19 protein-coding genes are annotated in these 16,972 nt (G+C 72.5%); 11 read left to right on the forward strand and 8 right to left on the reverse strand.

Going from position 1 to position 16,972, the window contains the following annotated elements; translation table 11 throughout:
• Positions 1 to 11: 11 nt before the first annotated feature.
• Complete coding sequence (locus tag ABJD39_RS05685; RefSeq protein ID WP_348612949.1) at positions 12 to 536, forward strand: hypothetical protein; 525 nt, start codon at positions 12 to 14, stop codon at positions 534 to 536.
• Positions 537 to 543: 7 nt separating this feature from the next.
• Here the strand turns inward: ABJD39_RS05685 and ABJD39_RS05690 are convergent, their stop codons facing one another.
• From ABJD39_RS05690 to ABJD39_RS05725, 8 genes are all read right to left on the reverse strand, one after another.
• Entirely contained in the window at positions 544 to 1,125 is a 582-nt protein-coding gene (locus ABJD39_RS05690; RefSeq protein WP_348612950.1) for an HVO_2922 family protein, read from the reverse strand.
• Between the two features lie 100 nt (positions 1,126 to 1,225).
• Complete coding sequence (gene gatB, locus ABJD39_RS05695; protein ID WP_348612952.1) at positions 1,226 to 2,743, reverse strand: Asp-tRNA(Asn)/Glu-tRNA(Gln) amidotransferase subunit GatB; 1,518 nt, start codon at positions 2,741 to 2,743, stop codon at positions 1,226 to 1,228.
• 139 nt (positions 2,744 to 2,882) lie between these two features.
• Positions 2,883 to 3,551: a potassium channel family protein gene (locus ABJD39_RS05700; RefSeq protein WP_348612954.1), complete on the reverse strand. Its 669-nt coding sequence runs from the start codon at positions 3,549 to 3,551 to the stop codon at positions 2,883 to 2,885.
• A gap of 2 nt (positions 3,552 to 3,553) precedes the next feature.
• Positions 3,554 to 5,050, reverse strand: coding sequence for an APC family permease (locus ABJD39_RS05705; RefSeq protein WP_348612956.1), 1,497 nt, complete (start codon positions 5,048 to 5,050; stop codon positions 3,554 to 3,556).
• A gap of 86 nt (positions 5,051 to 5,136) precedes the next feature.
• Positions 5,137 to 5,367 carry an H/ACA ribonucleoprotein complex subunit GAR1 gene (locus ABJD39_RS05710; RefSeq protein WP_348612958.1) on the reverse strand — a complete coding sequence of 77 codons (231 nt, stop codon included), beginning with the start codon at positions 5,365 to 5,367 and terminating at the stop codon, positions 5,137 to 5,139.
• Positions 5,368 to 5,387: 20 nt separating this feature from the next.
• On the reverse strand, positions 5,388 to 5,669 hold the full coding sequence (srp19, locus tag ABJD39_RS05715) for a signal recognition particle subunit SRP19 (protein WP_348612960.1): 282 nt from the start codon (positions 5,667 to 5,669) through the stop codon (positions 5,388 to 5,390).
• 77 nt (positions 5,670 to 5,746) lie between these two features.
• Positions 5,747 to 6,208: an SHOCT domain-containing protein gene (locus ABJD39_RS05720; protein WP_348612962.1), complete on the reverse strand. Its 462-nt coding sequence runs from the start codon at positions 6,206 to 6,208 to the stop codon at positions 5,747 to 5,749.
• A gap of 42 nt (positions 6,209 to 6,250) precedes the next feature.
• Positions 6,251 to 7,456 carry a PGF-CTERM-anchored ABC transporter substrate-binding protein gene (locus tag ABJD39_RS05725; protein ID WP_348612964.1) on the reverse strand — a complete coding sequence of 402 codons (1,206 nt, stop codon included), beginning with the start codon at positions 7,454 to 7,456 and terminating at the stop codon, positions 6,251 to 6,253.
• A gap of 58 nt (positions 7,457 to 7,514) precedes the next feature.
• Between ABJD39_RS05725 and btuC the strand changes: the two genes are divergently transcribed.
• The 10 genes from btuC (at position 7,515) to ABJD39_RS05775 (ending at position 16,912) form a co-directional block, all read left to right on the forward strand.
• Positions 7,515 to 8,657, forward strand: coding sequence for a vitamin B12 ABC transporter permease BtuC (gene btuC / locus ABJD39_RS05730; RefSeq protein ID WP_348612966.1), 1,143 nt, complete (start codon positions 7,515 to 7,517; stop codon positions 8,655 to 8,657).
• On the forward strand, positions 8,654 to 9,565 hold the full coding sequence (locus tag ABJD39_RS05735; protein ID WP_348612967.1) for a heme ABC transporter ATP-binding protein: 912 nt from the start codon (positions 8,654 to 8,656) through the stop codon (positions 9,563 to 9,565). Before btuC ends, ABJD39_RS05735 begins: the two co-directional genes overlap by 4 nt.
• Before the next feature lie 105 nt (positions 9,566 to 9,670).
• A complete protein-coding gene (cobT, locus tag ABJD39_RS05740; RefSeq protein ID WP_348612968.1) occupies positions 9,671 to 10,729 on the forward strand; it encodes a nicotinate mononucleotide-dependent phosphoribosyltransferase CobT in 1,059 nt (352 codons plus the stop codon).
• Positions 10,726 to 12,063 (forward strand): cobyrinic acid a,c-diamide synthase, encoded by a 1,338-nt coding sequence (locus tag ABJD39_RS05745; RefSeq protein WP_348612970.1) that lies wholly within the window; start codon positions 10,726 to 10,728, stop codon positions 12,061 to 12,063. Before cobT ends, ABJD39_RS05745 begins: the two co-directional genes overlap by 4 nt.
• A gap of 1 nt (position 12,064) precedes the next feature.
• A complete protein-coding gene (locus tag ABJD39_RS05750; protein ID WP_348612972.1) occupies positions 12,065 to 12,754 on the forward strand; it encodes an HAD family hydrolase in 690 nt (229 codons plus the stop codon).
• A complete protein-coding gene (locus ABJD39_RS05755) occupies positions 12,745 to 13,707 on the forward strand; it encodes a CobD/CbiB family cobalamin biosynthesis protein (RefSeq protein WP_348612974.1) in 963 nt (320 codons plus the stop codon). The genes ABJD39_RS05750 and ABJD39_RS05755 overlap by 10 nt, the downstream gene beginning before the upstream one ends.
• Positions 13,704 to 14,501, forward strand: coding sequence for an adenosylcobinamide-GDP ribazoletransferase (gene cobS / locus ABJD39_RS05760; protein WP_348612976.1), 798 nt, complete (start codon positions 13,704 to 13,706; stop codon positions 14,499 to 14,501). The genes ABJD39_RS05755 and cobS overlap by 4 nt, the downstream gene beginning before the upstream one ends.
• A complete protein-coding gene (locus ABJD39_RS05765; protein ID WP_348613710.1) occupies positions 14,501 to 15,178 on the forward strand; it encodes an NTP transferase domain-containing protein in 678 nt (225 codons plus the stop codon). Before cobS ends, ABJD39_RS05765 begins: the two co-directional genes overlap by 1 nt.
• Positions 15,175 to 16,188, forward strand: coding sequence for a threonine-phosphate decarboxylase (locus ABJD39_RS05770; RefSeq protein ID WP_348612978.1), 1,014 nt, complete (start codon positions 15,175 to 15,177; stop codon positions 16,186 to 16,188). Before ABJD39_RS05765 ends, ABJD39_RS05770 begins: the two co-directional genes overlap by 4 nt.
• Positions 16,178 to 16,912, forward strand: coding sequence for an adenosylcobinamide amidohydrolase (locus ABJD39_RS05775; protein WP_348612980.1), 735 nt, complete (start codon positions 16,178 to 16,180; stop codon positions 16,910 to 16,912). The genes ABJD39_RS05770 and ABJD39_RS05775 overlap by 11 nt, the downstream gene beginning before the upstream one ends.
• The last annotated feature ends 60 nt before the right edge of the window (positions 16,913 to 16,972 follow it).

Here is a 16,972-nt window from a genome sequence, read left to right on the forward strand (position 1 = left end):
TATCCAAGCGGGTGGCACCCGAACCCGAGGACATGAACGGGTCGACGACGCGGCTGTACGGCGCGGCGATCGCGATCACATCCGGCGTGTACTCGCTGGTGTCCGCGACCGTCGGCGGGACGATGACGGGGGCCGGTGGAGCGATGGGATCGGGCGGGATGACGGGATCCGGCGGAATGGCGGGGACGACCGGACTCGGGCTCGCGGGCTGGGTGATGCTCGCGCTCGGCGTCGTCGTCGTGGTGCACGGCGTGGTCCTGCTGACGCCGGCGGTCGAGCGGCTCGGGAGCGCGAGCGGCCCCCTGATGATCGCCTACTCGCTCGTGATGCTGCTGCTTCAGGCGCTCGGGGGAGCCGGGATGACCGGCATGGGGATGACCGGCGGCACGAGCGGCGGAACGGGGACCATGGGCGGCATGGGCTCGACCGCGACCGCCGGGATGGGCTGGGACCTCGGCATGGTCGCGCTCGCGGTGCTGATGCTGTTCAGCGGGATCGTCATAACGACACGCGACGCCGACGACGGCGGAATGTAGTCGGAAGCTACTCGTCGCGAAGGACCGCCGCGCCGGGGGCGTTGCGCATCACGCTTTGCATCCCGCGGCGGGCGGCGCGGTCGGAGCTGTACCCCTCGCCGCTCGTGGCGACGATGTTGCCGTTGCGGTGGACGAGCCGCCAGCGCCACTCGTCGGCCCGGTCGCGGTACAGTTCGAAGCGCGCGAGCGAGACGGGCGCCGGGGCCTCCGGCGCCGGAACCGCCTCCGACGGGAGGTCGGTCGGGTCCGTCGCGGCGACCCCGGGCGCCCCACCGTCGTCGGTCGACTCGGATGCCTCCACGGGGGCGGCCTCGTCGCGCTCGTTCGTGGCGGTCGTCTCGCCGTCCGTCACGTCGCTTCCCGGCCACTCGAACTCGATCTCCAGTTCCGTCTCGTCCTCGTCTCCATCGACCTCGAGTTCCACCTCGACGCCGAGGGAGTCGGGGAGCGGGACGCTCGTGGCCTCGTCGCCCTCGCCGAGCCGGAGGTCGTCGCCGGCGGCGAGGTCGGCGGCGATCCCCCGCAGGAGCGCCGCGGCGGTCGCTCTGTCCATCCGTTCGTCCATCGAGTACACCGTGCGTTCGGACATACGGTCACAGTCGCGAGCCAGCGGCTTGAGTACGCGGGCGAGAAGGGGGAGGACGATCCTGAGCGGGACCGCGTCATCGAGACGGCGAACCCGTCGTCGGTTACCCGTCTAACTGCTCGCGCAACATCGCGTTCACGTCGTCCGGCGCCGCCGAGCCGCCGGTCTTGGCCATCACCTGCCCGACGAGGAAGTTGATCGCGCCGCCCTCGCCGGCGTGGTAGTCGTCGACCGCGTCGGGGTTCTCCTCGATCGCCTCCGCGACCGCCGTCGCGACCTCGTCGTCGTCGGCGGTACCGAGCCCCTCGCGTTCGATGACCTCGTCGGGGCCGAGTTCCTCATCGAGCATCGCGCGGAGGACGACTTCCTCGGCGTTCTTCGTCGTCACCTTGCCGGCGTCGACGAGTTCGATCAGACGCGTGAACTCGTCGAGGCGGTCGGTCACGTCCTCGATCGCCATGTCGCGGTAGTTCAGCTCCCCGAGGAGCGTGTCGGCGACCCATGCGGCCGCCAGGTCCGGGTCGAACTGTTCGGCGACGTCCTCGTAGAAGTCGGCGACCGCCTTGCGGGAGGTGAGCTTCGAGGCCGCCTCCGTGTCGAGGCCGTACTCCGCCCGGAAGCGCTCGCGGCGGGCGTCCGGAAGCTCCGGGATGGCGATGCGCTCCTTCCAGTCGGACACCTGCAGGGCGGGCAGGTCCGCCTCGCCGAAGTAGCGGTAGTCCTTCTCCTCCTCCTTCGAGCGCATCGAGACGGTGTTGCCGTGCGTCTCGTTGAAGTGGCGCGTCTCCTGTTCGACGGCCTTCCCGCGCTTGATGAGGTTCTCCTGGCGGTTTCGCTCGTAGCTCAGCGCCTGCTCGGCGCCCTTGTGGCTGGAGATGTTCTTGACCTCCGTGCGGTTGGCGGACTCGAGCACCGCCTCGTCGATGGCGCCGTCGTCGTCGACCTCGTTCGCCTCGATCATCGAGAGGTTCGCGTCGATGCGGAGGCTGCCGTCACGGCCGGCGTCGAACACGCCGAGGTATTCGAGGACTTCCTCCAGCTTCTCCAGGAAGGCGCGCACCTCCTTCGGGTCGCGGAAGTCGGGCTCGGTGACGACCTCCATCAGCGGCGTGCCCGCACGGTTGTAGTCGACCAGCGAGTAATCCGCGCGGTCGACCGACGTGGTGCGCACGTCGAGGTCCGCGGGGCCCTCGCGGACGTGGCGCAGGCTCCCGGGGTCCTCCTCGAGGTGGGCGCGGCGGACGCTGACGGTGCGACGCTCGCCCTCGTGGGAGAACTCCAGTTCCCCGTCGGCACACAGCGGCGCGTCGTACTGGGTGATCTGGAAGTTCTTGGGGAGGTCGGGGTAGTAGTAGTTCTTCCGGTGGAACCGGGTCTCCTCGGGGATGTCGGCGTCGAGCGCCTTCCCCACCTTGACGGCGGCCTCGACGGCCGCCTCGTTGAGCACCGGGAGGGCTCCGGGGAGCCCGAGACAGGTGGGACAGACGCGCGTGTTGGGCTCCTCCTCCTCGACGGGGTCGGTGGAACACCCGCAGAAGATCTTGGTGTCCGTCTCGAGCTGGACGTGGACCTCCAGCCCGATGACGGGCACTAACTCGGCCCGTTCGGCTGCTCGTGCCATCGTTGAACCGGGGTTTGCGACGCCGCAGGTAAAGCCTGACGGGACGGCCGCCGCGGATACCGGGTTCGGGGCCGCGGCGGGCGCGATCGCGACGCGTCGGGCGTGCCGGGACCGCGGTCACCACAGCGACGGGCCGCGGTCAGTCGCTGCGGTCGGCGCCCCCGCGCATGAGGTTCAACACCTCGTCGCTCACGTCGGGTTCGGCGGCGACAATGTACGATCGGCCGGGTTCGAGCACCATCTCCGAGCCGGCGATACGCTCGCCGTCGGCGTCGGAGACGACGAGGCTCCCGCGGGGCAGCGCCACGTCGGTCAGCGAGCGGCCCGAGACGGGCGCCCCGTCGACGACCTCGATCTCCATGATCTCGAGGTTCCCCGTGACGTCCTCCAGAGAACGGACGCCGTGCTCGAGGGAGTTGACCGCCGCGCGAGCGCCGGCGCGCTCGGGGAACACCACGGCGTCGACGAAGCGGTGGTACTCGTCTCCGAGCGCGTGGTCGGTGCGCATCACCGTCCACACCTCCGGCGCGAGTTGGGAGACGGCCATACACACCGCGAGGTTCGTCCCGGTGTTGCCGGTCAGCGCCGTGACGACGTCGATCCGGTCGAGTCCGACCTGTTCGAGGATGCTGGGGCGTGTCGCGTCGCCCTGGATGATGGTGGCGACGTACTCGTCGGAGAGTTCGTCCACGATGTCGGGGTCCCGCTCGATGACGACGATGTCGTGACCCCGATCGTCCAGCAGGCGGGCCACGTGAGCACCGACGCGGCCGCCGCCGACGACGAGGACGCGCAGTGGTCCTGCCATACTCACCCGTCCCTCTCGTCAGTGTTAGGCGCGTCGGCTGCGCCGGCGGCCGCACCCTCCGAGTCGGGAGTGGTGTCGGCCGACCGACCGCGGTACCGCTCCAGCGCGTAGTAGACGACGAGGCCGACGGCGATCCAGCCGGCGCTCAACGCGAGCGCGAGACGGTCGGTGCGGAGGAGGTACTCCACGAGCACCCCCGCCAGGATCGTGTTCAACGCGATCCCCAACAGCGGCGGGATCGGATAGTAGGGGATCTCGTAGGGGCGTGCCATGTCGGGACGGCGCCGGCGGAGCCGGATGACCGCGACGTTGACGACGATGAACGAGAGGAGGAAGAAGAGACTCGACATGTTGCCCGCGCTCGCGGTGGGCAGCGAGACGGACGCGAGCATCACGACCGCGCTGGCGAGGATGGCGACGAACGGCGTCCCGTAGCGGTGGTGGATGTCGCCGAAGGAGGGCAGCAGTTGCCCCTCCCGGCCCATCGAGAACGCCACGCGCGAGGAGGCGATGACGACGGCGTTCAGCGCCGTGACCGTGGAGAACACCGCGCCGAAGACGATGACCGCGCCGCCGTTGCGGATGATCGGCAGGTCCGTCGGCATGAACGAGGTGGCCGCACGGGCGATCCCGGCCTCCCCCGCCGCCGCCAGCCCCTCTGCGCCGAGCGTCCCGACGGCGACGGTGACGACCGCGAGGTAGACGACGACCGTCGCCGCGAGGCTGACGAAGATGGCCTTCGGAATGTTCTCGCGGGGGTTTTCGACCTCCTCGGTGACGGTCGTGATGAGGTCGTACCCCTCGAAGGCGATGAACGTCAGCCCCATCGCCGGGAGGATGCTCGCGGCCCCTGCCGCGTCCGGGAACAGCGGGTCGAAGTTCTGGAGCGTGAAGCTCGTCTCCCCGCCACCCCCGGCCGATGCCAGCCCGAAGGCGACGAACACGACCAAGATGGACACCTTCACGATCGTGAAGACGGTCTCGACGCTCCCGCTGGCGGCCGTCGACACCGCGTTGACGACGACGAGCAGGCCGACCGCGGTCATCGCGAGCGCGACTGCCGCGGGGATATCGACGGGAACGACCGGGAGCGCGACCGCGCCGACGGACTCGGGCGGGGGGACGAACCCGTAGACGTGGAGCAGTTCGAGAAAGTTCGGCGCGAACCCCAGCGCGTACAGGCCGCCCGCGATCATGTATGCGAACCACAGCATCCACCCCATCACGAACGAACCCACGTCGTCGAACACCTCCCGAACGAAGGCGTAGCCGCCCCCCGACTTCGGGATGGCGGCCGCGAGCTCGGCGTACGAGAGCCCGGTGAACGCGGTCACGACGCCGTTGAGTGCGAACACGAGTACCGCGGCGGGGCCGGATATCTCGGCGGCGAGACCGGTCAACACGAAGATCCCGGCACCGATCATCGCGCCCATACCGATCATGGTCGCGTCGAGAAGCCCCAGTTCGGCCGCCGGTTGGCGGGTGCCTTCTCCGGACATGTGTTGGCGTGAGAAGTCGATACCCATCCGGACGATAAAGTCCGGCGACTGCCGCGCGTCGGAGCGGCCGCCCCGACGCGGTCACCTCACCGCGCGTACAGCTTCGCGCCGAGCAGCCCGGTCAACCGCGAGCGGTCGGTCGGCGACACCGCGACGTAGGGGCGCTCGACCGGACCGAACACGTCGACGACGCGGCCGACCGTCGAGAGCGACTCGTCGACGACCTCGCTGCCGACGCGTGCGGGCTCGGCGTCCTCGGGGACGCGCACGACCGCGAGCCCCTGGGCGGTTCGAACGACCTCGCCGACGCGCTTCATGGGACCACCACGGCGCCGCGTCAGTCCCCGCGGATGACGCCGAGGTAGGCGCCCACCGCCTGCACGAGGTCGTTCTTCGCGGTCTCCTCGGTGCCCGTGGCGACCACGCGCCCGCGAGGCTCGTACTCTCGGCTGTACGTCGTGTCGCGCTCGATCTTCGCGTCGTAGCCGACCTGCTGGACGGCCTGCGCGATCTCGTCGACCGTCGGCTCCGCCACCGCGAGGTCCTCGGGGACGCGTCGCCCCTCGGCGCGGGTGAGCGCCGCATCGAAGTACGCGGGGTAGAGGACGTTCTCGACCATACGGGAGGGGCGGCGCCCGCGCGGAAAAAGGGTGCTATCGGCGGGCGGTGACCGCGGTCGCGGCCGCGACGGCCGCGCTACTCCCGTTCGACCTCGCGCCGCTCCCGATCGCTCGCCCGGCGCTCGCGCTCGAATCGGTCCTCCACGTCCTCCAGCGACTCCGACTCCAGCAGCCGCTCCAGTTTCCGCTCGAACTGCTCGTCGGTGAGTTCGCCGCGAGCGTACCGGTCGCGGAGGGTGTCGAGAGCGTCGCGCGTGTCGGGGTCGGTCGGCGGCTTCTCGTGGCGAGTGTCGGTCTCCCCGTCGGAGCTGTCGAGTCCCTCGATCCCCTTCACCTCCTCGTCCCACCACTTCTCGATGTCGTCCTCGTCGCCGAACAGCATCGCCGTGACCGGGACGACCACGATGTACCCGAACAACAGCGCCGCGAGCCACCAGTCCTGGCCGGTGAACATGGCTGCGAGCCACACGCCGGTGACGATAGTGCTCACGACGCCGGTGGCGTTCTCGCGGAGGCGCTCGGCGGGGCTCGCGCTCATGAGGGAGCGGTCCCGGTAAGACGAAATAAAACTCGTGGAGGGTTACCGCTCGCGCCGCGCGAGCAGGGCCGAGCCGAGCACGGCTAGCACCGCGAGCGCGACGCCGAACCCGGGTCCGGAGATTTCGGTCGCCCCGGCGCTGGTCGTACGCGTCTCGGGCGTCGTGTCGGTGATCGGCTGACTCTCGGTCGCGGTCGGGGTCTCGGTCTCCATGGCGGCGACCGCATCCGCACGCGTCGCGAAGTCGGCCTCGGCGGCCGCCTCGGGGTGGAACCCCTCGGCCAGCGTCCGCACGCCCATGACGACCGACCGCGGCGCGGGCTGGTTCATCCAGTTTCGGTTCACCCGAACCGTGTTGTTGTTCTGCACCGCGGGCGTGCTCGCGTACGGCTCCTCCCCGACGAGATACGACGAGTAACCCGTGACGACGAGGTACTCGGGCGCCAGTTCGAGGACGACCTCGTCGTTGATCTGCGGGTAGCCGGTGAGGTCGCGCTCGGCGGCGACGTTCGTGCCGCCGGCGGTGTCGATCATCGCGGAGATGAACGTCCCGCTGCCGGCGATGTAGCCGCCGCCGAGCGGGTACAGCACGCGCTTGTCCTCGGCGTCGGCGGTCGCCTCGGTCGCCGTCTCGACGTTCGCGTCCATCCACGCGTTCGCCTCGGCGGCGCCCTCGCAGTTGCCGGTGAGCCGGCCGGTGAGCGCCGTCTTCTCGCGCACGTCCTCGATCGTCGTCGACCCGGAGAAGTGGAACACCGTCAGTCCCGCATCGCGCAGCGACTGCACAGTGTCGGGGGAACTGGCGTTCGGCGCGAGCACGAGGTCGGGGTTCGTGCCCACGACCTTCTCCACGCTCACGCCGAAGCCGGCCGCCGAGACGTTCGTCCGGGAGTCGGCGCCATCGAGGTACAGCGCGAACTGGCTCACGCCGACGACCTGCGACTCGCCGCCGATCTCCCACATCGTCTGTGCCGCGCTGGGGTTCAGCGTCGTGATCCGCTCGGGGCGTTCGTCGATCGTCACGTCGGTCCCGGTCGCGTCCGTCACGGTGACCGGGAACTCGCAGGCCGCCCCCGTCTGTGCGCTCGCCGCGTCGTCCGCGCCGAGTGCGGCCGTCGACTCCCCGACGCCGGCGTATCCGTCGTCCGGTGCCGTCTGTGCGGCCGTCCCCGCGGCCCCGACCGCCGGGACCGCCGCGGCGACGACCAACAGCGTCGCGATCAACAGCGTCCGTGTCCGTCGTGTCACGTTCCCAGCGTCCCGATAAGACAATAAATATTTATCTAATGCAAGCGGCCTTGCAATCGTGACACGCGTCTGGCGCCGCACCGCCAGCTACTCGACCGCCCTGTTGGCGCTCCTCGTCGGCGTCGTGACGGTGAGCGCCGGCATCGGTCCGGTGTCGGTTCCCGCCGGAACCGTGGCGGCCGTCGTCGCCAACGCCGTCGCGGTCCCGGTGAGCGTCGAGTGGGCTGCAAACGCCGCCGGGGGCGGCGGACCGGTGACTGCCGGCCTCCCCCTCCGCGTCGAGTTCGCGCATCCGTTCGCGTTCCCGGTGTCGAGCACGCACGAGGCGATCGTCATGCGGGTGCGGCTCCCGCGGATCCTGCTGGCGGCGTTCGTCGGCGTCGGCCTCGCGTCCGCCGGCACGGTGATGCAGGGGTTCTTCCGCAACCCGATGGCCGATCCGGGGATCATCGGCGTCTCCTCGGGGGCGGCCGTCGGCGCCGTCTCGTGGATCGTCGCCCCCGCCGGGGTGCTGACGCTGCTCGGGCCGCTCCGGCCGCTCTTGGCCGACGGCGCCGGGCTCCAGATCGCCGCCTTCTGCGGCGCGCTCGGCGCCGGCTTCGGCGTGTACCTGATCGCCAGTCGTGACGGCCGCACGCCCGTGGCGACGCTGCTGCTCGCGGGCGTCGCCGTGCAGACGTTTCTCGGGGCCGTCGTCTCGTATCTCCTGCTCCACTCCGGGGAGTCGATCCGGCGGGTGACGTACTGGCTGATGGGCCACCTCAGCGGCGCGAGCTGGTCGGAGGTGACCGCCGCCGCCGTGGTGGTCCCCGCACTCACGCTCGTGTTGTTCGCGTACGCCCGGGACCTGAACGTGCTCCTGCTCGGCGAGACGGACGCCGTCGCGCTCGGCGTCGACGCCGAGCGGAGCAAGCGTGTCCTGCTGGCCGTCTCGTCGGTGTTGACCGGCGCCGCGGTCGCCGTCTCGGGCGTCATCGGCTTCGTCGGGCTCATCGTCCCCCACGGCGTCCGCCTGCTCGTCGGTCCGGACCACCGGGTGCTCCTGCCGACGAGCGCGCTCGCCGGCGGGAGCTTCCTCGTCGCCGCCGACACCTTCGCTCGCTCGGGCGTCGCGGAGCTGCCGGTCGGGATCGTCACCGCCGCCGTGGGCGCTCCCTTCTTCCTGTATCTGCTGCGGACCCGGGAGGTGTACGACCTGTGAGCGAGCGGCGCGACGAGGTCGCCGCCGGCGACGACGCCGATGAGACCCCGGGAGGAACCGACGGCGACACCGCCGGCGAGACCCCGATGATCGCCGTCCGCGACCTCGTCGTCTCCCGCGGCGGCGAGCGCGTCCTCGACGGCGTCTCGCTGTCGGTCGACCGCGGGGAGCTCGTGGGGCTCGTCGGGCCCAACGGCGCCGGCAAGACCACGCTCATCGCCGCCGTGAACGGCACGCTCGGGATCGACGGGGGCACCGTCGAACTCGACGGCCGCGACCGCCGGGAGCTGTCCCAACGCGAGGTCGCCCGTCACGTCGCCACCGTCCCACAGGAGACGAACACGGCGTTCGAGTTCCCCGTCGAGGCGATCGTCGAGATGGGACGCACCGCCTACGTCTCCCGGTTCGGGACGACGACCGAGGCCGACCGCGAGGCCGTCGAACGGGCGATGGAGCGTGCGGAGGTGACGGAGTTCGCCGACCGCTCGGTGACGACGCTGTCGGGCGGCGAGCGTCAGCGCGTGCTGTTCGCCCGGGCGCTGGCCGCCGAGACGCCCGCGCTCCTGCTCGACGAGCCGACCGCCAGCCTCGACATCAACCACCAGGTCCGAACGCTCGAACTCGTCCGGGAGAGCGTCGACGACGGCAAGGCCGCCCTCGCGGCGATCCACGACCTGAACCTCGCGGCGCGGGTGTGCGACCGGCTCGTGTTGCTCGCGGGCGGGTCGGTCCGCGCGACCGGAACCCCGCGGGAGGTCCTCTCCGACGACGCGCTCGCGGACGCGTTCGGCGTCCGCACGGTCGTCAACGACGACCCCGCGGTCGGCTCGCCGATGGTGACGGCGCTGCGAGAGAGCGACCGAGGCGCGGAAGAGCCGGAGCGACGGAGTCAATCGGATTTGTCCTAACACACTCATAATTGTTATACCGGGCGCCGTGTCTCCTACTGGCATGCAGAAGTCATCGGCGACCCAACACCGACCGGACTCACCCGAGCAGTCGGAGGTCCGGGTGTGAGGCTCGTCCTTGTCGGCGGGACGACCGAGACCGCGGCGGAACCGGGGATCAGCGCGGCCGGCGCCGACCCGGAACTGATGCGGCACACCCCCGGGGCCGACCTCGACGTGGTCGTTCACGGCGAGCCGACGCTCGCGCCGGTCGTGCCGGTGAGCCCGACGGGCTGCCCGACTCCCGCGGTGGTGACGCGCGCCGCGCGGGAGCTGCTCGGGTTCGACGTGATCGGCGTCGACGCCGGGATCGCCGGCCGGACGGGAGCGCCGACCATCGACGTGGGCGAGGGGCCCGGTGTGGACGTGCGGGAGCCGACGGCGGTCCCCGATGCCGAGAGGACGTACGAGCGGGCGCGCGAACTCGGAGCGGCGCTCCCCGACGACCGGCTCGTGATCGGGGAGACGATCCCGGGCGGCACGACCACCGCGCTCGGCGTGTTGGCCGCGCTGGGCGAGGAGCCGGCGGTGTCGTCGTCGTTGCCGGAGAACCCCCTCGAGTTGAAGCGGCGGGTCGTCGCCGAGGGACTCGACACCAGCGGACTCGCGCCCGGCGACGCCGCCGACGACCCGCTTCGGGCGGTTTCGGCCGTCGGCGACCCGGTGCTCGCGGCGGTCGCGGGACTGACGACGGGCGCCGTGGAGTCGGGCACGGAGGTGACGCTCGCCGGCGGGACGCAACTCGCCGCCGCCGCGGCGCTGGTCCGCCACGCGGGCGTCGACGCGCCGCTGACGCTCGCGACCACGTCGTTCGTCGCCGATGACGGCTCCGCCGGGATCGCCGGGCTCGCCGACTCGCTGGGCGTCGATCTGACCGTCACGGACCCCGAGTTCGACGGGGTCGAGCACCCCGCGATGGAGGCGTACGTCGCCGGCGAGGCGAAGGAGGGCGTCGGCATGGGTGGCGCGCTCCACCTCGTCGACGAGTCGGCCGCCTCGATGGCCGACCTCCGCGAGCGGATCGTCGACGTGTACGACCGGCTGCTCGCGGGAGCCGACGCCTCCGAGGAGGTCGTCGAGGGGCCGCCCGAAGACTCGGCGGCGGCGCCGGAGGGGGAGCCGTGAGGGGGTTCGTTCTCGGGGGAACCGCCTCAGGGGTGGGAAAGACCGTCGCGACGCTCGCGGCTATCCGGGCGCTCGACGCCGCCGGCTACGCGGTCCAGCCGGCGAAGGCCGGCCCGGACTTCATCGACCCGAGCCACCACGAGCGCGTCGCGGGCGTCCCCTCCCGGACGCTCGACATCTGGATGCAGGGTGAGGAGGGGCTCCGGCGAAACTACCACCGCGGCGGCTCCGACGGGTGCGACCCGTCTTCGCGGGGGACGTCGTCCCCCGCCCTCTGCGTCGTCGAGGGCGTGATGGGCCTGTACGACGGCGACGGGTCCAGCACGGCTCGGGTCGCCGAGGTGCTCGACCTCCCGGTCGTGCTCGTCGTCGACGCGAAGGCGGGGATGGAGAGCGTCGCCGCGACGGCGCTGGGGTTTCGCGAGTACGCCGCCCACGCCGGCCGCGAAATCGACGTTGCAGGCGTGATCGCCCAGCGCGCACACGGCGGCCGCCACGAACAGGGGATCCGCGACGCGCTGCCCGAGGGGATCGCCTACTTCGGACGGGTCCCCCCGGATCCGGATCTGGAGATCCCCGACCGGCACCTCGGCCTCCACATGGGCGAGGAATCGCCGCTTCCAGACGAGGCGCTCGATGCGGCCGCCGACCACCTCGACGCCGAGGCGCTTGCCGACCTCGCGCGCGAGCCGCCGCGACCGCCCGAGCGCGACCCGCGACTGCCGACCGAAAAACGCGTCGCCGTCGCCGACGACGCCGCCTTCGCGTTCCGCTACCCGGCGACGCTGGAGCGCCTCCGCGAGCGCGCCGAGGTCGCGACGTTCGCGCCGACCCGCGGCGACGCGCTCCCCGACTGCGACGCCGTCTACCTCCCCGGCGGCTACCCCGAACTCCACGCGCCCGCGCTCGCAGACAGCGACGCGCTCGACGACCTCGCGGACCGAGCGGCCGAGGGACTTCCGGTGCTCGGGGAGTGCGGCGGGCTGATGGCGCTCGCGGAGACGCTGACGACCGCCGACGGCGACACCCACGAAATGGCCGGCGTCCTCCCGGCGGACGTGCGGATGCACGACCGGTATCAGGCGCTCGATCACGTCGAGCTTCGCTCCCGCGGCGACACGCTCACCGCCCGGGCGGGCGAGACCCGTCGCGGCCACGAGTTCCACTACTCCTCGGCCGAGGTGGCCGAGGACGCCCGATTCGCCTTCGAGGTGGTCCGCGGCGACGGCATCGTCGACGGAATGGACGGCCTGACCGAGCACCGGACGCTCGGCACGTACGCGCACGTCCACCCCGAGAGCGGCGGGTTCGACTCGTTTTTGGAGGCGATCTGAAGTGGGGTCGGGCGGCGCCGTTGAGGACGACGCGGGCGACCACGGCGGCGTCGCCGCCGTCTCGTTCGACCTGTTCGGCACGCTCGTCGACGTGGACGCGCCCGCAGACCCCGCCGCGGCCGTCGCCGCCGAACTCCGCGAACGGGGCGTCACCGTCCCCGACGACTGGACCGACGCGTACGCCGAGCCACACCTGGAGTACGCGGCGGGCGTCGAACGACCGCTCCACCACCACGTCGCGGCGGCGCTGGCGAGCCGCGACCCGGAGTGCGAGCCACGTGCGTTCGTCGACGACGCCGCGGTGGCCGTCCGCGCGGCGTTCGACCGACCGATTGAGACCAGGTACGGCGCCGCCGAGGCGGTCGCGACGCTGGCCGAGGAGTACCCCGTCGGCGTCCTGTCGAACTGTAGCGTTCCCGGGCTCGTCGGGCGGGCGCTGGAGCGGTCGACCGTCGACGCCGAGGACCTCGACGCCGTAGTCGCCAGCGTCGAGTGCGGGTGGCGAAAGCCCGACGCGCGGGCGTTCGAGGCCGTCGCCACCGACATCGGTGTCCCGGTCGAGCGGCTCCTCCACGTCGGCGACGACCCGGAGACTGACGGCGGGGCCGCCGACGCGGGCGCGCGGTTCGTCCCGGTCGAGGAGGTGTCGCTTCCGGAACTGCCGTCGGTCGTTGCGGAGCGATGGGGCTGACCGCCCTCGCCGCCGTCGGGCTGGCGGCAGTGCTCGACGCGGCGTTCGCGGAGCCGCCGAGTCGCGCACACCCGATCCCGCTGTTCGGACGGGTCGTCGGCGCGGTCGACCGCGAGTGGACTCGCCCGCAGGTCGTCGGTGTCGCCGTCGCGGCCGTCCTCCCGCTGGCGTTCGCGGCAGTCGCGTGGGCCGTCGTCGCGGGCAGCGTAGGTACTGCCGTCCGGACCGGAAGCGTCGCCGCCGGATACGGGAGCACCATCGCTCCCGTCGTCACCACGGCCGTCGCGGGCCTCGCGTTGTTCTCGCTCACGAGCCTGCGGATGCTCGTCGCCGTCGCGGGCGAGGTGATCGAGGCGGCCGACCGCGACGCCGACGCCGCCCGCGAGTCGGCGATCGCGCTCGTCGGCCGGGACACGTCGTCGCTGTCGGCCGCGGGGATCCGGAGCGCCGCCGTCGAGAGCGCCGCCGAGAACCTCGCGGACGGGCTCGTCGCCCCCCTGCTGGCGTTCGCGCTCGGCGCGCAGGTCTCGGTCGCCGTCGGCGTCGCGGCCGCCGCCTGGGTGAAGGGCGTGAACACGCTCGACTCCATGCTCGGTTATCCGGACAAGCCGGTCGGCACCGCGAGCGCCCGCCTCGACGACGCGGTTATGTGGGTGCCCGCCCGCGTCTCGGCCGTGTTGCTCGCCGTCGCCGCCGGGTCGCCGCGATCGCTCGCCGACGCCCGACGCTGGGCGCGCGTCCCCGCCTCGCCCAACTCCGGGTGGCCGATGGCGACCGCGGCCGCCGCCCTCGGCGTCCGACTGGAGAAGCCCGACTCGTACACGCTGAACCCCGACGCCGCGCTTCCCTCGCTCGCCGAGGCGCGGCGAGGCGTCCGCGCGGTCGCGGTTGCGGGGGCGCTGGCGTTCCTGCTCGCCGGAGCGGCCGCGGCGATGGCGGGGGTGGGGTCGTGACTCCGACCCCCATCGCCGCCGTCGCCGGCGCGCTCGGGTTCCTGTCTCGCGTTCCGGTCGGGCACGGCGAGGCGAGCTGGGAGGCGTTCCGGCGAACGCCCGTGGCGATCCCGGCCGCCGGCTACCCCATCGGCGCGCTCGTCGCGCTCCCGATCGCGGCGGTCGCGCTGGCGGCCGGCGGGATCGGGGCCGTCCTCCCGACCGAGACGATCGCGGTGCTGTTCGTCGCGTGGCTGTACACGGTCACCGGGATCACCCACCTCGACGGCGTCGCGGACCTGGGCGACGCGGCGGTCGTCCACGGCGACGCCGACCGCCGACGCGAGGTGCTGAAGGACAGCTCTCTCGGCGTCGGCGGCGCGCTGGCGCTCGGACTGGTCGTCCTCGGGCTCGCGGCCGCGGCCGCGCTGCTCGCCGACCTCACACGGTTCGCCCCGCGGGCCGCCGTCGGTCTCGTGATCGGCGCGGAGGTCGCCGCGAAGGCGGCGACGGCGGCGCTCGTGTGCGTCGGTGAGGCGCCCCACGAAGGGCTCGGGTCGGCGCTGACGGCCGAGTCCGGGCCCCGATCGCTCGTGGGGGTCGCGCTCGTGGCCGGCCCCGTCGCGCTCGTCGGCTGGCCCGCGATCGCGCCTGGGGTCGCCGTCCTCGGCGCCGCCGCCGTCGTCGCCGCCGCGGCGCTGTGGTGGGCGAGGAGCCGACTCGGCGGCGTCAGCGGCGACGTGCTCGGCGCGACGAACGAGTTGGCCCGCGTCGTCGGGCTCCACGTGGGGGTGATCGCGTGGACGCTCTCGTGATGTGCGGCGGCCGAGGCACCCGCCTCGGGGCGGTCGGCGACGGGACCGAGAAGCCGCTGGTCGAGGTGGGCGGCGTTCCGATGGTCGACCGCGTGCTCGACGCGCTCGCCGGAAGCCAGGTCGAGGGCGTCCACGCGGTCGTCTCCCCACACACGCCCGCGACCGCGGCACATCTCGTCGTGCGCGGTGACCTGACGGTCATCGAGGCCCCCGGCGACGGCTACGTCGCCGACCTCGGATACGCGCTGGAGCGGGTCGACCGACCCGTGCTCACCGTCGCGAGCGACCTTCCGCTGCTCACGGCTGAGGCGGTCGACCGCGCGGTCGACGCCGCCGCCGGCGGCGGTGCTGGCGCTTCTGGATCCGACGGCGCGGGTGAATCGCTGGCGGTGTACGTCCCGGTCAGCCTGAAGCGCGAGGTCGGCGCCAGCGTCGACGAGGGGACGACGACAGTCGACGGCCGCGAGGGGGCGCCCACCGGACTGAACGTCGTCGGCGACGACGACCGAGCGGATGCGGAGGAGAACACGCTCGTCGTTGCCGACGAGCGCCTCGCGGTGAACGTGAACCGCCCGCGCGACCTGCGCGTCGCCGGGGCGCTCCTGCGTCACCGACGCGAGAGAACCGAGACGGTGCCCGACCACGACGACCATGGAGATCACGGAGACCACGCATGAACTTCGACACCGCACGCGACACGCCCCGAACTCCGCACGGCAGCAGCGACGACGCCGACGTGCTCGACTTCAGCGCGAACACGAACCCGCACGTCCCCGACGGCGCGGAGGGGGCCTACCGCGACGCCTTCGAGGCCGCGCGAACGTACCCGCGGGAGCCGCCGGTCGAGTACCGCCGCACGGCCGCCGAGTACGTCGACTGCGACGCCGAGGAGGTGATCCCGACCCCCGGCGGGCTGGCGGCGATCCGACTGACGATCGAACTCGCCGTGGAGCCGGGCGACTCGGTCGCGGTGCCGTTCCCGAGCTTCGGGGAGTACGCCCGCGAGGTGCGCCTGCAGGGCGGCGAGCCGTCGTTCGTTCCGCAGGCCGAAATACTGGAGATCGACCCCGCCGAGCACGCCCTCGCGATCGTGTGCACCCCGAACAACCCGACCGGGAACGCCTATCCCGACGACGACCTCCGGGCGTTCGCTGTGCGGTGTCGCGACGCCGAAACGCCGCTGCTGGTCGACGAGGCGTTCCTCGGGTTCACCGACCGCCCGTCGCTGTCGGGGATGGACGGCGTGATCGTCGCCCGCTCGCTGACGAAGCTGTTCGGCCTGCCCGGCATCCGCGCGGGGTTCGCCGTCGCGACCGGCGAGTGGGGGGAGGCGCTGGCGAACGCCCGCCGTACCTGGAACCTCGGGGCGCCAGCGCTCGCGACCGGCACCCACTGCATGCGCCAACCGGAGTTCGTCGAGCGTACCCGCGAGCGCGTCGCTGCCGAGCGCGAGCGGATGCGCGCGGCGCTTTCCGAGGCGGGGTACGGCGTCCACCCCTCGGACGCGCCGTATCTCCTGCTCGACGCCGGCGACCGCGGAGTCGACGCGGTCGTCGACGGCGCCGCCGAGGCCGGGATCGCGATCCGCGACGCGCGAACGTTCCGCGGGCTCGACAGCCACGTTCGAGTAGCGGTCCGGGCGTCCGCCGAGAACGACCGCCTGTTAGAGGTGCTTCGTGGGATTTGAGACCGCGGTCGCCGACGGCGTCCTCCGCCTGCGCCGCCCCGACACGCGCTGGCTCTCGACCGGCTGGGACGGCGGCTTCGCGGACGCCCCGGCGGCGTACAACGTCTCGGTCCCCGAGGGCTGGGAACGGACCGACCTCGACACGTACGCCGCCGACAGGCTCGCGGACGCCGGGTTCGCGGGCGGCGGACGAGCCCCGGTGCTCCTGACGGGCGTCGATATGCCACACGCGCGGGTCGCGCGCTCGGGTTCGGTCATCGCGGTCGCGACCGCGGGGGTGTCGAACCCCGCGGCGTTGCCGATGGAGGCGAACCCGGATGACGCCGCCGCTTCCGCGCCGGAGACGGACGCCGAACGCGACGGCGTCGGCCGAGGCACCGTGAACGTCCTCGTCGCGACGACCCGGCGCCTCGACGACGGCGCGCTCGCGAACCTCGTCGCCGTCACCGCGGAGGCGAAGGCCGCGACCCTGCTCGCGGCGACGGGCTTCCCGGGCACGACGACCGACGCGGTCGTCGTCGGCAGCGCGCGCGACGGCGAGCCCACGACGTTCTCGGGGAGCGCGACGCCGGTCGGGAGCGCCGCCCGGGCGTGCGTCCGCGACGCCGTCCGCGCGAGCCTCGAGTCGCGATACGCCGCCGGCGACGTGGCGCTTCCCGACTCCGTCGCCGACGCCGAGCACGGCGTCGTCACCGACCGCGAGACCGAGGTGACGCGACTGTGAGCCGCCGAAGGACCGACCCCCTCCGAATCGACCCGAGATCGTTTGCCGATCCACACCGTA

This window comes from Halobaculum rarum (assembly GCF_040025155.1).
In the GTDB taxonomy this organism is placed as follows: Archaea; Halobacteriota; Halobacteria; order Halobacteriales; family Haloferacaceae; genus Halobaculum; species Halobaculum rarum.

Bases quoted from the DNA above. Each gene is read 5' to 3' on its own strand.
- ABJD39_RS05690 (WP_348612950.1), bottom strand. From the start codon at position 1,125: ATGTCCGAACGCACGGTGTACTCGATGGACGAACGGATGGACAGAGCG.
- gatB (WP_348612952.1), bottom strand. From the start codon at position 2,743: ATGGCACGAGCAGCCGAACGGGCCGAGTTAGTGCCCGTCATCGGGCTG.
- ABJD39_RS05700 (WP_348612954.1), bottom strand. From the start codon at position 3,551: ATGGCAGGACCACTGCGCGTCCTCGTCGTCGGCGGCGGCCGCGTCGGT.
- ABJD39_RS05705 (WP_348612956.1), bottom strand. From the start codon at position 5,050: ATGTCCGGAGAAGGCACCCGCCAACCGGCGGCCGAACTGGGGCTTCTC.
- ABJD39_RS05710 (WP_348612958.1), bottom strand. From the start codon at position 5,367: ATGAAGCGCGTCGGCGAGGTCGTTCGAACCGCCCAGGGGCTCGCGGTC.
- srp19 (WP_348612960.1), bottom strand. From the start codon at position 5,669: ATGGTCGAGAACGTCCTCTACCCCGCGTACTTCGATGCGGCGCTCACC.
- ABJD39_RS05720 (WP_348612962.1), bottom strand. From the start codon at position 6,208: ATGAGCGCGAGCCCCGCCGAGCGCCTCCGCGAGAACGCCACCGGCGTC.
- ABJD39_RS05755 (WP_348612974.1), top strand. From the start codon at position 12,745: ATGGGGCTGACCGCCCTCGCCGCCGTCGGGCTGGCGGCAGTGCTCGAC.
- ABJD39_RS05765 (WP_348613710.1), top strand. From the start codon at position 14,501: ATGTGCGGCGGCCGAGGCACCCGCCTCGGGGCGGTCGGCGACGGGACC.
- ABJD39_RS05770 (WP_348612978.1), top strand. From the start codon at position 15,175: ATGAACTTCGACACCGCACGCGACACGCCCCGAACTCCGCACGGCAGC.